At 46.1% G+C, this 12,909-nt stretch carries 11 protein-coding genes; 7 read left to right on the forward strand and 4 right to left on the reverse strand.

Annotated features, from left to right (window positions below; all coding sequences use genetic code 11):
• Positions 1–58: 58 nt before the first annotated feature.
• The 3 genes from KOE27_RS14050 (at position 59) to radC (ending at position 3,241) form a co-directional block, all read left to right on the forward strand.
• Entirely contained in the window at positions 59–805 is a 747-nt protein-coding gene (locus KOE27_RS14050; protein WP_215239493.1) for a zinc ribbon domain-containing protein, read from the forward strand.
• A gap of 79 nt (positions 806–884) precedes the next feature.
• Complete coding sequence (locus KOE27_RS14055) at positions 885–2,438, forward strand: tetratricopeptide repeat protein (RefSeq protein WP_229252769.1); 1,554 nt, start codon at positions 885–887, stop codon at positions 2,436–2,438.
• A 95-nt stretch (positions 2,439–2,533) separates the two neighbouring features.
• Entirely contained in the window at positions 2,534–3,241 is a 708-nt protein-coding gene (gene radC, locus KOE27_RS14060; protein ID WP_215239494.1) for a RadC family protein, read from the forward strand.
• Here radC and KOE27_RS14065 read toward each other — a convergent pair.
• From KOE27_RS14065 to KOE27_RS14080, 4 genes are all read right to left on the reverse strand, one after another.
• On the reverse strand, positions 3,238–4,053 hold the full coding sequence (locus KOE27_RS14065) for a DUF3298 and DUF4163 domain-containing protein (protein WP_215239495.1): 816 nt from the start codon (positions 4,051–4,053) through the stop codon (positions 3,238–3,240). The two genes, radC and KOE27_RS14065, sit on opposite strands and share 4 nt — an antisense overlap.
• A gap of 33 nt (positions 4,054–4,086) precedes the next feature.
• Positions 4,087–4,821, reverse strand: a complete 735-nt coding sequence (locus KOE27_RS14070) for a LytR/AlgR family response regulator transcription factor (protein WP_215239496.1) — start codon at positions 4,819–4,821, stop codon at positions 4,087–4,089.
• A 75-nt stretch (positions 4,822–4,896) separates the two neighbouring features.
• Entirely contained in the window at positions 4,897–5,958 is a 1,062-nt protein-coding gene (locus tag KOE27_RS14075) for a sensor histidine kinase (RefSeq protein WP_215241608.1), read from the reverse strand.
• 104 nt (positions 5,959–6,062) lie between these two features.
• Positions 6,063–6,707, reverse strand: coding sequence for a histidine phosphatase family protein (locus tag KOE27_RS14080; RefSeq protein WP_215239497.1), 645 nt, complete (start codon positions 6,705–6,707; stop codon positions 6,063–6,065).
• Positions 6,708–6,791: 84 nt separating this feature from the next.
• On the opposite strand from KOE27_RS14080, the gene KOE27_RS14085 reads away from it, so the two are divergent.
• The 4 genes from KOE27_RS14085 (at position 6,792) to KOE27_RS14100 (ending at position 12,881) form a co-directional block, all read left to right on the forward strand.
• Complete coding sequence (locus KOE27_RS14085) at positions 6,792–7,217, forward strand: hotdog fold thioesterase (protein WP_215239498.1); 426 nt, start codon at positions 6,792–6,794, stop codon at positions 7,215–7,217.
• Positions 7,218–7,271: 54 nt separating this feature from the next.
• Positions 7,272–8,516: a chorismate-binding protein gene (locus tag KOE27_RS14090; RefSeq protein WP_215239499.1), complete on the forward strand. Its 1,245-nt coding sequence runs from the start codon at positions 7,272–7,274 to the stop codon at positions 8,514–8,516.
• A 130-nt stretch (positions 8,517–8,646) separates the two neighbouring features.
• Positions 8,647–9,756, forward strand: coding sequence for an efflux RND transporter periplasmic adaptor subunit (locus KOE27_RS14095; protein ID WP_215239500.1), 1,110 nt, complete (start codon positions 8,647–8,649; stop codon positions 9,754–9,756).
• 35 nt (positions 9,757–9,791) lie between these two features.
• Positions 9,792–12,881, forward strand: a complete 3,090-nt coding sequence (locus tag KOE27_RS14100; RefSeq protein WP_215239501.1) for an efflux RND transporter permease subunit — start codon at positions 9,792–9,794, stop codon at positions 12,879–12,881.
• Positions 12,882–12,909 lie beyond the last annotated feature (28 nt).

Below are 12,909 nucleotides of genomic sequence, written 5' to 3' on the forward strand. Positions count from 1 at the left end.
AACACAGCTTTAAGTTTTCATCAAATACGCATTGAAACAAGTCCATATAAAGACATACATGGAAAACACAATCGCACAAAAATTAGACGCTCTCCTGAAACTTCAGGAAATTGATTCAAGCCTGGATGAAATTCGTAAAACCCGCGGAGATCTTCCCGAAGAGGTAAGAGACCTGGAAGACGAAATCGCCGGAATAGAAACGCGGTTGAGCAAGTTTAAAAGTGAAATCAGCAATCTTAACGCTGAAATTGATAATTTTAAAAACTCACAGAAAGATGGTGAAAAGCTGATCAAAAAGTACAAAGATCAGCAGATGAACGTACGAAACAACCGTGAGTACGACGCTATCACCAAGGAAATTGAACTTCAGGAACTGGATATGCAGCTGGCCGACAAGAAAATTAACGAAGCCCGTGCACGTATCCGCCTGATAGAAGAGGATGCCAACCGGGCGGATGCTTCACTGAATGACAGAAACGAAGACCTTAAAGCCAAAAAAGGTGAGCTGTCTGTTATCACCAGCGAGAGTGAAGCTGAAGAGCAGGAATTGTTGAGCGAAAGGGAAAAACATGTTAAGAAAATTGAGGAGCGTCTGCTGAAATCATATCAGAAAATACGTGATAACTCCATGAACGGCCTTGCCGTAGTAAACGTGTCACGTGGTGCATGTGGCGGATGTTTCAGCATTGTGCCTCCACAACGCCAGGCGGATATCCGTGAAAGAAAAAAACTGATCGTATGTGAACACTGCGGAAGAATACTGGCAGACGTTGAAAGCGTTGAACCGGTGCATCAGCGCAGGTAGTACTACGAGAAAATACAAAAACGAGGTTGTCCTGAAGGGCAACCTTTTTTTATACATTACACGCTTACACATCAATTGATTGACGGTTTATATTAAAAGCTGCCGGATTGTTAGGCCATACCTCAGACCGTTGCTGCTGTTATGGTTTCTAATTTCAGGTATTTTATCCCTGGCAAATCCTCCCATGTTCGGGGCTGGGGAGAAGTACCATGTTGAATTTACGCCGGAGCTTCAGCGCGCCTATTTCGAGATCCAAAAACTCCGCATTCAGTCGGCCCGGCAAATTATCGACGAAGTACGTCCGCAGCATAAGGAGAATGCTTTTATAGCCTACCTGGATAACTATGCCGATCTGCATTATCTGCTGATTTCCGAAGACAAAAAATCCTATCAGCTTTTATTGAAAAAAGAAGACCTGCGCCTGGATGAGATCAATAAGCTGCCGGATCAATCACCTTATAAACGCTTCTTCCTGGGAGAGATCCGTTTGCATTGGGCGTTTGCCAAAATAAAGTTCGGAAACGAAATCAGCGGAGCCTGGGATATTGTGAAAGCTTACCGTTTGCTGGCAGAGAATCAAAGGAAATTTCCAAATTTCAGGCCCACCTTAAAAACGCTGGGTTTGCTGCACATCCTGATAGGATCAGCGCCTGACCAGTATACCTGGGTCACAAAAATCCTTGGTCTGAAAGGTGATATCGGAATGGGTGTCGAAGAGATCAGAACCGTCATCCGCGATGAACCTTTTTTCAGGCAAGAGGCACAGCTGATTGACCTGCTGATCCACGCCTATACCCTAAAACTATCCGAAACTCAGTTAAACAAAGTAAAACAGCTTCCCAGGGAGCAGCCTGACAACCTGCTTCTGCATTTCTTTGCTACAACTATTTTAATGAAAGAGAGCAAAAGTGAAGAGGCGCAATGGTACCTGAACCACGCCCCGGAAGGGCCGAATTACATCTCCTTCCCGTTTCTGGAATACCTCAAGGGCGAGATCATGCTTCAGAAGGGAAATTACAAAGAGGCGGCTGATTTTTACACGCTGTTCCTGAAAAAGTACAAAGGATTTAATTATATCAAGGATACCCATCTGAAGCTTTTTATGTGCTACTGGCTCACTGGTAATGACTCCGCGGGACTTACCTATCTCAACCGGGTCGACAAAGAGGGAAGCAGTGTACTCGAAGCCGATAAATTTGCCACACAGGTTGCCGCAGATTACAAAGCCGGGAAAATAACACCACGCCAAAAAATACTCTACAAAGCACGTTACGCTTCTGACGGCGGATACCTGGACGAGGCCTGGGAGATGCTCTCAACAGTTACGGAGAGTTCCTTTAACACCACGTATGACAAGGCCGAATTTAATTATCGCAAAGGAAGGATTTTACAAAAAAACAACCGTACCGACGCTGCCACCATAAGCTATCAGAGAACATTGCTGCTCGCGACGGGATCATCCGCAGGATTCGGGGCTTCATCGGCTCTTCAGCTGGGATATATTTTTATGGAGAAAAAAGAAAATACAAAGGCAGCAGGTTATTTTCAAAAGGCTATCTCTTACAAAAACCATGAACACAAAAACAGTATTGACAACAAAGCCCGAGCCGCTCTGACAGAGCTTGGCCGGTAAGGACTGCCTTTCCTTCATCTCAGGACCGAAGCCGGCAATACTTTTTCCGCAAGATGCCGTCTCACTGGTATACATTACTTTGAACTGCTCCTGTCATGCCGGAAATTTATCCCAATACAAGAAAAATCCTTAGCTGGGCCGAAGAAGACCGCCCCAGAGAAAAACTCCTTTTAAAAGGCCGGACCGCCCTGTCCGATGCCGAACTGATAGCCATCCTGATTGGCTCTGGCACGGCTGACCTCACAGCGGTTGACGTTGCTAAGGAAATCATGCATTCGGTGGATAATAACATCAATCTGCTCGCCAGGCAGAGCCTCAAAGATCTGATGAAAATCAAGGGCATTGGTGAGGCCAAAGCCATCACCATTATGGCTGCTCTGGAACTGGGACGCCGCAGAAAAGACAGTTTTCAGGACAGGAAAGTAAAAATTAACCAGTCGTCCGTGGTATATGATGAAATGAAACCCTACCTCCAGGACAAACTGCTGGAAGAATTCTGGATAATCCTGCTCAATAAAGCATGCGAGGCAATCCGTATTTTACAAGTAAGCATCGGCGGCCTGGGAGGAACCATTGCAGATACCCGGGTGATTTTCAAGCTGGCTATAGAAAACCTTGCGCATTCAATCATCCTGGTTCACAATCACCCGTCCGGACAACTGTATCCAAGTCCTCAGGACATCAGCCTGACAAACGATATCGTGAAAGCAGGCAAAGTGATGGATATTCCCATTATGGATCACCTCATCTATACGGATAACGGTTATTACAGTTTCCGGGATGCGGACAAACTACCAGTCTAAAAAATCAGGTCTTTTTTCACCACACCATCCAGTTCGGCATAGGGTATCAAAAATTCGATTGGCCCACGGGCATACGCCGCTATCTCGTAAGGATTATAATAAAAGAGGACCCCGGTGCGGGTAAAAGTAAAATTGGCAGGAAGAAAAAACTTATGATTTACCAGAAAATATCCTGCTTCCTCCAGATTGGCATTTTCACCAATTTTTTCCACCTCCCTGAATTTCTTCTCTACCTTTTCCAGCAAAGAAATGGTATCCGAAACAAAAGAAAGGATATTCAGTTCACTCCCTTCAACGGCATCAAAAACATGGTTGGACCGGAAAGTATTAGGGTGCGCTCCGCCTGTGAAAGCATAATGATCCAGCTTGTAGAGCAACAGTTTTGGCGTCACCATCACGGTATCACCTGTTACTTCCACTTCCCAGCATCCGGGTGCATCGGGAAAGTCGCGCTTGAAATCGCGATAATTTTTATCAAATACCTCAAAAGCACCTTTCACGCTTTTCATAGCAGCCGGTGTTTCGGCAATACTTGCGGAGTCGGCATGGGAATTAATCCGGTCGATTATCTTGGCGGCAATCTGGGTATTAATTTTTCTGGCGGCGGCAATTGTATCTTCCGCTTCCCAGATATCTATCCGTACCTGGGCACCCGCATTTGATGTAGTGTCGCAGGAGCCATAGCTTTCGCGCTGGATTTTGCCTTTTTTAAAACCTGAAAACAACTTCGCTTCCTCTTTTTCTGTGGATTGACCACAACCAAACATAAGAAGCCCTACACCTGCTACAACACCAACGATCCAAATGCGCATAACGTTTTTTTAATCTCTTCCTCCGATTCCAATCTATAGACTCATCAGTTCCTTAAACCGGATTGCCTGACGACGCGAAATTTCAATTTTATCTCCGCCCTGCAAAGTAACTAGTAATCCACCACTAAACCATGGCTCAATTTTCTCAATCCAGTGTAAATTTATAATATGTTTGCGGTTCGCCCTGAAATAGGTGTTTGAATCAAGCCTTTCTTCAAGGTTATTCAGAGATTTTAGTACCAGCGGTTTCTGATCATCAAAATGCAGCCTGACATAGTTGCCCATGGATTCAAACAGACGGATCTTACCCAGTTTTACAAACCAGCATTTTTCACCATCCTTGACAAATACCTGATCATTTTCTCCCAAAATTTTCTCGGCACGATCATTGGCCGTTACCGACACTTCAGGATGGATCTGACTTTCCTCAATCCGATGAATGGCGTCTTTAAGACGTTCTACATCAATAGGTTTCAACAAATAATCCAGCGCATTGTATTCAAATGCCTTGATGGCGTACTCATCGTAAGCCGTTGTGAAAATTACTTCCGGGCTTTTTCCCTCAATGGATGAAAGCAGCTCGAAACCATTTTTACCCGGCATCTGGATATCCAGAAACAGGAGTTCGGGCTGGAGTTCATCAATAAGTACCAGGGCCTCGTCGGCATTGGCGGCCTCACCCACAATTTCAATTTTGGTATAGGGCTCAAGAAGTCTTTTCAGTTCATTACGTGCTAAACGTTCGTCGTCAACAATCAGTGTTCTCATGGCGGTCGGAAAATATATAAATGGTGCTTTTTATTTGATCAAATTAGTAAAGATGATTTTATTCCTTTAAGAAACCTATGCTAGTTCCTGCTGTGTCCCTCCAAGCATGCTCTCGGAAAGCATCGGGATCCGCACTTCGGCACAAACCACATTTTCCTCATCCTGAAATACTCTGAAAGATGCCCCTTTTCCGTAAAGGATCGATAACCGCTCTGCAGTATTTTTGAGCCCTACCCCACCCGATTCGGTTTTCCCCAGATTTCCTGAGTTCCTGATCCGGATCACCAGTATTTCGTCTACCACCTCAGACTTTACCTCAATAAAGCCGCCTCCCATCACCTTGCTCACACCATGTTTTATACCGTTTTCCACCAACGTCTGAAGCATCATGGGGGGTATTTGCCAGTAGATAGCCTGCGGATTGGTTATAAGCTTGTACTGAAGCCTTTCTTCATAACGTACCTTTTCCAGCTCCAGGTAATCCTCCACAGTCTTCAGTTCTTCCTGCAGGTCCACGGTTTTTCGGCGATCGGCCAGCAGCGAATTTCGTAAAATATTGGATAACTGCGTAATACTCAGCTGTGCTTTTGACGGATCTTCCAGCACCAGCGCCCTGATACTGTTGAGCGCATTGAAAGTAAAATGCGGATTTAACTGTGAGCGGAGCACCTTTGCCTCCGTCTCCCGCATGGACATCTTAAGCATAATTTTCTCATAACCAGCCATGCGCGTCTGTTCCACATAATGGTATACCGTATAGGATAAAATCCAGGAAAGCAGGTTCTTGCACCAGTTGGAATAGTATCCCCAGAAAACCAGCGGCTGATGTAAGAGATTATTCTGGAGGGTTTCCCTGTCCAGCGGCTGGTTAACCATCGCCATGATGAGCCCAAGCCCCAGTACCGACACAATCACTCTCAGCGCAAGCCGGGGCAATGGCAAAGAAGACCAGTTCCATTTCCGGATTACCAGCCGGTAAACATGCGTGAGCGTAATGGCAAGGAAAATATTGGCCAGGGCCGAATAAAAAGAAGTTCGTTCAAAGCCGTATTCCAGGGTAAAGGGTATAAATTCAAACATGATGAGCAACGTCCATCCCAGTACCTGAAGGGTCCAGTAAACTTTCTTTTTGGACATCATGCTTATTCCGCTTATATACTGATTAATGGACAAAAGTATATAGGCAACTCCTCTACCAGATGGCTATTACACCAAAGGAGTTGCTTGTACATGAGCGGTATTTATAGTGTTTGAGGAATTTCCAGCGAAAGAAGATGCGTGATATCATTGGATATCTCAAGATCAAACTGGCCCTTGTCGTACGAATAATTGATTTTGTATAAACAAAGATTGCTATGTTCATAATCATCCATCCGCACCAACGGCTGGTTAAACAAAATCGTGAGGAAAACACGCATGGCCCGTCCGTGCATGGCCACCAGGATATTCCTCTCATGCGGCCTGGACAGGATGGTTTCAATTACCGGTATCTGCCTGTTGCGTACATCTACGGGGCTTTCACCTTCTTCCGCAGCCAGATGTACCTCCCCATTCCGCCATGCCGTAACCAGCTCGCGGTAGTAATTGCTGTCGCCGGTATTTGGTTCCTTTCCCTCGCGCACGCCCCATGAAATTTCATTCAGTCCGGCATAACTTTCGTGTGGTATCCCCTGTCTTAAAAAACCCCTCACCGACTGGTGTGTCCGCAGTAAATCGGAGGTGTAGATCTTATCAAAAGGGACATGCTGATAGGCATTGAAAAACGCTTCGGCCTGCGCCTCACCCCATTCATTCAACGGGGCATTCACTCCACTGCCTTGTACAACACCCCTACGATTCAAATCGGTTTCTCCATGACGGATAAGGTATATAGACTTTCTTTTCAAAATATTGTATTATTTAAATATTAATTTTGCAAATACCTTGTTTTTGATTAATATAGCCGGTACAAATTTATACAATTTTTAGGTATGTTTACAAATTTCATTTCGATAGATCAGCTGCAAGCCTTTGGTAACAACAGCATTGCAGAACACTTAGGAATAGAGTTTACCGAGATTGGGGAGGACTACCTGATGGCCAGAATGCCGGTGGACCATCGCACCCACCAGCCCTTTGGGATACTCCACGGAGGCGCGTCTGTAGTGCTGGCAGAAACGCTGGGAAGTATCGCCTCCTATCTCTGTCTGGATAAATCTGCTCAAAAAAATGCGGTTGGTTTGGAAATAAATGCCAACCATTTACGTCCTGTCAGGGAAGGATTCGTATATGGGAAAGTCACACCCATCCACATTGGAAGAAGTACGCATATCTGGGATATAAAAATAACGAATGAAGAAAATAAGCTCGTTTGTATCAGCCGCCTCACAGTGGCTATTGTAGATGCAAACCGATAGCCGTAATTTGCATGGAATTAGAAAGAGCACCAGTAATTTCAGGACAAACTAAAAATGGTTTCAGTTAAGGAGGAAAAGCAAGTATCGGACCTGGTATTGCTTCAGGCCGAGGATATATGGGAGGCATTGGTGTCGTTAGGATACCCGGGTGCCATATGGAAACTGCCGCACACAAGGGACATAAAATTACTGATTTCCATTCGTGACGGCATCAAACAATGCCAGCCGGATATCGAAAAACTTTCCCCGGGATTCATGCTGAGCCCGTTTCACTGGGAAGAAACCGAAAATGTGAGTTTCATGGAAGGTGATATTATCATCACTTTTTCGGAAACCGGCATGCTGCAGAATATTGATAACCATATCGGAGAGGAGCACCCTGGATTTAAGAAACTGATCCGAACGGCCCTCGCAGGCATTGGCAGACGGAGCAAGTCAGAGGGAATAAACCATTTTATGCTACCCGGGTCGGAAGATCCTGATGCAAGAGAGCGTTTCAAACGTACCGTAGAACTTGCAGTGGCCGCCATCCGGCAAAATCACTTTCATAAGGTAGTATTGTCAAGAACAAAAGAGCTTGATATTGACAATAATTTTCAGCCGATAACCGCATTCCAAAAGCTGGCGGGGGTATATCCCCATGCCTTTGTGTCGCTGGTTAATTTACCAGAAAATAACGAGCTCTGGCTGGGAGCAACGCCGGAACTGCTGGTTCAGCAAAAATCTGGAGGAGAATTCAAAACCATGTCGCTGGCCGGAACACAGCCTGCTAAAAATGAAAATGGTGTGGTTGTGCCCAAGTACGATATCCGCTGGGGAGAAAAAGAGATTGAGGAACAGGCACTTGTGAGCAGGTATATTGTAGAATGTTTCAAGAAGATCAGGTTAAGAGAATATAAGGAAACAGGCCCCAAGACAGTACTGGCAGGAAACCTTTACCATCTGAGAACTGATTTTGAAGTGGATTCCCACGCCCTTCATTTCCCGGAACTACCTTCCGTGATGCTTCGGCTACTCCACCCTACTTCGGCGGTATGCGGTACGCCCAAAACGGCAAGTCTGCGGTTTATTACAGACATTGAAGGCTACGACCGGTCGTTTTACAGCGGCTTCCTGGGCCCGGTTCAGATTGAGGGGGACTCAAATATTTTTGTAAATCTGAGGACGGTACGGTTAAAAGATAAAAAGGCCACTTTCTACGCCGGGGCGGGTATAACCGAAGATTCCATCCCCGAAAAAGAGTGGGAAGAGACCGAAATGAAAATTGATACCTTGCTGCAGGTGATCACAAAATCGTAAATTTTGAAAGAGCCGATTAAACTTTTAAAGTAGAAAAGCATCTTAGATGTTTTAGATATATTGACAGCCCGTGCGTGTGGAACAACCCGCATCGCTAACCTAACAAGATCCGGAATTTTTTCTCGCCTCTATGAATCTGAATGTTTCAATAAATAAATCTGCAGCCTTAGGCCGACTGTCATTCACCCATACCATTTCTTTTCTCATCCTTACGGGTACGTTGCTCGCTCAATGGGGCTGTAAGGAAAAAAAAGACACATTTCAGCAAAAGAACACCGGCCCCACAACGGTTGATGTGATTGTGGCCAAATCCGAAAAAATCGGAGACCACGTGGAAGTAAATGGTACTGTGGTGGCCAATGAGTTTGCGGAGCTCAGGCCCGAAGTAAGCGGTTTGCTTACTTTTTTAAATGTTCCCGAAGGACAGATCGTCAAAAAAGGTACAGTAATTGCAAAAATAAACAGTGCGGATCTGGCAGCTCAGCTCAACAAACTTAAGGTGCAGTTACAGCTGGCGGAAACGACTGAGAGCCGTTTAAAAAAACTCATTGAAATCAACGGTGTAAACCAGGCCGACTATGACGCTGCCGTTAACTCGGTGAATACCATCCAGGCAGATATTCGTTATTACCAGGCACTTATTGATAAAACAATTGTAAAAGCTCCTTTCACAGGAATGGTTGGTTTAAGGAAAGTGAGTGCAGGAGCCTACCTTACGTCTGGCAGTGTAATCGCTACGATGCAACAACTGAATCAGTTAAGAATTGACTTTACGGTTCCTGAGGTATATCAGCGCTATGTAAAAAAGGGCGGAAGCGTTGAGGTAAATCTGGATCCGAACGGGCAGAGCACGCAACCGGCGCGGATCATCGCAACAGAACCGCTGGTGGACCAAAGTACCAGAAATATTACGGTAAGAGCCGTTCTGGGAAATGTGAATACAAGTCCGGGCTCGTTTGCCAAAGTATACCTGAATGCGGGTGCTGAAAAAAGTGCGATTCTGGTACCTACCAACTGCATTATCCCGGAAGCAAAAAGCAAGAAAATCGTAACGGTTAAAGACGGTAAGGCAGCATTTGTTGTGGTAGAAACGGGCGATCGGCAGGAAGATTATGTGGAGATAACCAATGGACTTTCCCAGGGAGATACCGTGGTGGTTTCAGGTGTACTGTTCACCAGGCCCGATGCACCAGTGAAGATCAGAAACGTGAGAAGTGTAAAAGTGGTACAGGCGAAATAAAACCTGCATATCTACCCGATATTGAATTCCAACTTATGAATATATCAGAATTATCACTCAAAAGGCCGGTGCTTGCGGTTGTGATGAACCTGCTCGTCATCCTGTTCGGGGTGGTAGGTTATAATTTTTTATCACTCCGGGATTACCCTGCCATTGATCCACCGATTGTTAACGTAAGGACAAGTTACGTGGGTGCCAACGCGGACATTATAGAAAGCCAGATCACCGAACCGCTGGAGAAGAGCATCAACGGGATACCCGGAGTAAAAAGTATCAGTTCGTCCAGCCAGATCGGGTCCAGCAATATTACGGTAGAATTCAACCTCGAGGCTGATCTCGAAGCCGCCGCAAACGACGTGCGCGATAAGGTGAGCCAGGCGCAGCGGAACCTACCACAGGATATAGACGCTCCGCCCGTTGTGAGTAAAGCAGATGCCAACGGAGATTTTATTCTGATGCTTGCCGTACAAAGCCCTTCAAAAGGACTTCTTGAACTAAGTGATTATGCGGAAAATGTACTGCAACAGAGCCTACAGACTATTAACGGCGTGAGCTCTATCAACATATTCGGGCAGAAAAGGTATGCCATGCGGATCTGGCTCGATCCCGACAAAATGAGCGCCTACAATATTTCCTTTAATGATATCAGCAATACCCTGAATGCCGAAAACGTGGAGCTTCCGGCAGGTAAGATTTACGGTGCCAATACCGAGCTCACCATCCGAACGATGGGAAGGCTTAAAACCGAAAAAGAATTCAACGACCTGGTGATCAAGGACGATAGTACCGGGATAGTGAGGCTCAGCAATGTGGCCAAGGTGGAACTCGGTCCCGAAAACGAAGAACAGAGCTGGAAATACAACGGGGTGTATGCCGTTGGCCTCGCCGTTATTCCCCAGCCTGGTGCCAACTACATTGAAATATCGGACGAGTTTAACAAACGTCTGGCCGAAATTCAGAAGTCCAACAAATCAGATATTACTTTCAATGTACTGATCGATAACACGAGACTGGTGCGGCAGTCGCTGGAAGAGGTAGAAGAAACCCTCATGATCTCTTTCGGGCTGGTGGTTATCGTGATCCTGTTTTTCTTCCGCAATCTGCTGGTTGCAGTCCGCCCCCTGATTGATATTCCCATATCACTGGTTGCAACGTTTTTTATCATGTACATTTTCGGCTTCTCCGTCAATATCCTTACGCTGCTGGGTATTGTACTGGCAACAGGCCTGGTGGTGGACGACGGGATTGTAGTAACCGAGAACATTTTCCGAAAATTGGAAATGGGGCTGCCTATCCGAAAGGCCGCACTGGAAGGTAGCAAAGAAATTTTCTTCGCTGTTATTTCCACGTCGTTGACACTGGCTGTGGTTTTCCTCCCGGTTATTTTTCTGGAAGGTTTTGTGGGCAGTTTGTTCCGGGAATTTGGAATTGTGGTTGCATCCGCCGTTCTCATTTCCGCATTTGTTTCGCTCACCATTACACCTGTACTGAACGTAGTGCTGAACAGGAAAAATACAGGCCATGGCAAGTTTTACAACATGACCGAACCCTTTTTCACAGGGATGGAAAATGGCTACAGCCGCACATTAAGGGGATTTATGAAAGTACGATGGTTTGCCTGGGTACTGGTATTGATTTGCGGAGGGATTATCTGGTATACCTATAAAAACCTTCAGACGGAACTCGCTCCTATGGAAGACAGAAACAGCATCCGGTTTTCAATGACGGCCCCCGAAGGAACCAGTTTCGATCAGATGCAGCGCATTACGGACCAGGTATCCAACTACCTGAACGACTCCATCCCCGAAAAATCTTTTACATTTTCTGCGACGCCGGGTTTTGGCGGTAGTGGTGTAAATACTGCCTTTGGACGTATTGGGCTCGTACCTGCGCAGGAAAGGAAACGAAGCCAGAACGACATTGCTCAGGCCGTCAGTAAAAAACTTCCTGAATTTAACGATGCCCGGATTTTTGCAACACAGGAACAAACCATTGCGGTTGGAAGCGGTTCAAGAGGAGCTTTGCCCGTAGGATTTATCCTTCAAAATCTCGATTTCAATAAACTGAGCGAGGTACTTCCCCGCTTTCTTGAAGAAGCCCGAAAAGACCCTACTTTCCAGAATGTGGATGTTAACCTGAAATTTAACAAACCGGAAGTTCAGCTCACCATAGACCGTCTCAAAGCCAAAGACCTGGGACTTTCCACGACCGACATTGCAGGTACCATTCAAGCTGCTTTTAGCGGAAGACGGCTGGCATACTTTATCATGAACGGCCAACAGTATCAGGTAATCGGCCAGGTAGAGCGCTCGGAGCGGAACAAACCCGGGGATATAGAAAAGCTGTATGTCCGCAACAGCCGTGGTGAAAATATCCCGGTATCAGCGGTAACACACCTTGCGGAGGAGAGTGGCCCTCCGACCATTTATCACTATAACCGTTATAAAAGCGCTACGGTATCTGCGTCGCTGACAGAAGGCAAAACCATCGGAGACGGTGTAGCGGCCATGCGTGCCATTGCAAACCGCCTGCTGGACGAAAGTTTTCAGACCTCCCTCAGCGGCCCATCCCGGGATTTCGAAGAAAGCTCCTCCAATACTAGTTTTGCGTTTGGGTTAGCCCTTCTGCTTGTGTATCTGGTACTGGCAGGCCAGTTCGAGAGCTTCACTGACCCTTTTATTATCATGATCACCGTTCCGCTGGCCCTGGCGGGTGCGCTGCTGAGCTTGTACATTTTTGGGCTGACGATCAACATATTCTCTCAGATAGGGATGATCATGCTGATAGGTCTCGTAACAAAAAACGGAATTTTGATCGTTGAATTTGCTAACCAGAAACGGGAACAAGGTATGGAACGGCTTGAAGCAGCAATTGAATCAGCCACCCAAAGGTTACGCCCTATCCTGATGACCAGCCTTGCCACTGCATTTGGCGCCTTGCCCATCGCCCTGAGCCTGGGTGCCGCTGCTACCAGCCGTGTTCCGTTGGGCGTTGTGATTGTGGGTGGGCTGATGTTTTCATTGATCCTCACACTATTTGTAATTCCTGCCGTTTACACATTTATCTCACCCAAAAAACATAAGGTTACGGAAGAAGAAAAAATGGCAGAAGAACTTGCTGCTTAACTCCTGAAAATTTATCCGGTATATTTCA

This window comes from Dyadobacter sp. CECT 9275, assembly GCF_907164905.1.
Taxonomy (GTDB): domain Bacteria; phylum Bacteroidota; class Bacteroidia; order Cytophagales; family Spirosomataceae; genus Dyadobacter; species Dyadobacter helix.

Bases quoted from the DNA above. Each gene is read 5' to 3' on its own strand.
- KOE27_RS14050 (WP_215239493.1), top strand. From the start codon at position 59: ATGGAAAACACAATCGCACAAAAATTAGACGCTCTCCTGAAACTTCAG.
- radC (WP_215239494.1), top strand. From the start codon at position 2,534: ATGCCGGAAATTTATCCCAATACAAGAAAAATCCTTAGCTGGGCCGAA.
- KOE27_RS14065 (WP_215239495.1), bottom strand. From the start codon at position 4,053: ATGCGCATTTGGATCGTTGGTGTTGTAGCAGGTGTAGGGCTTCTTATG.
- KOE27_RS14070 (WP_215239496.1), bottom strand. From the start codon at position 4,821: ATGAGAACACTGATTGTTGACGACGAACGTTTAGCACGTAATGAACTG.
- KOE27_RS14075 (WP_215241608.1), bottom strand. From the start codon at position 5,958: ATGTCCAAAAAGAAAGTTTACTGGACCCTTCAGGTACTGGGATGGACG.
- KOE27_RS14085 (WP_215239498.1), top strand. From the start codon at position 6,792: ATGTTTACAAATTTCATTTCGATAGATCAGCTGCAAGCCTTTGGTAAC.
- KOE27_RS14090 (WP_215239499.1), top strand. From the start codon at position 7,272: ATGGTTTCAGTTAAGGAGGAAAAGCAAGTATCGGACCTGGTATTGCTT.
- KOE27_RS14095 (WP_215239500.1), top strand. From the start codon at position 8,647: ATGAATCTGAATGTTTCAATAAATAAATCTGCAGCCTTAGGCCGACTG.
- KOE27_RS14100 (WP_215239501.1), top strand. From the start codon at position 9,792: ATGAATATATCAGAATTATCACTCAAAAGGCCGGTGCTTGCGGTTGTG.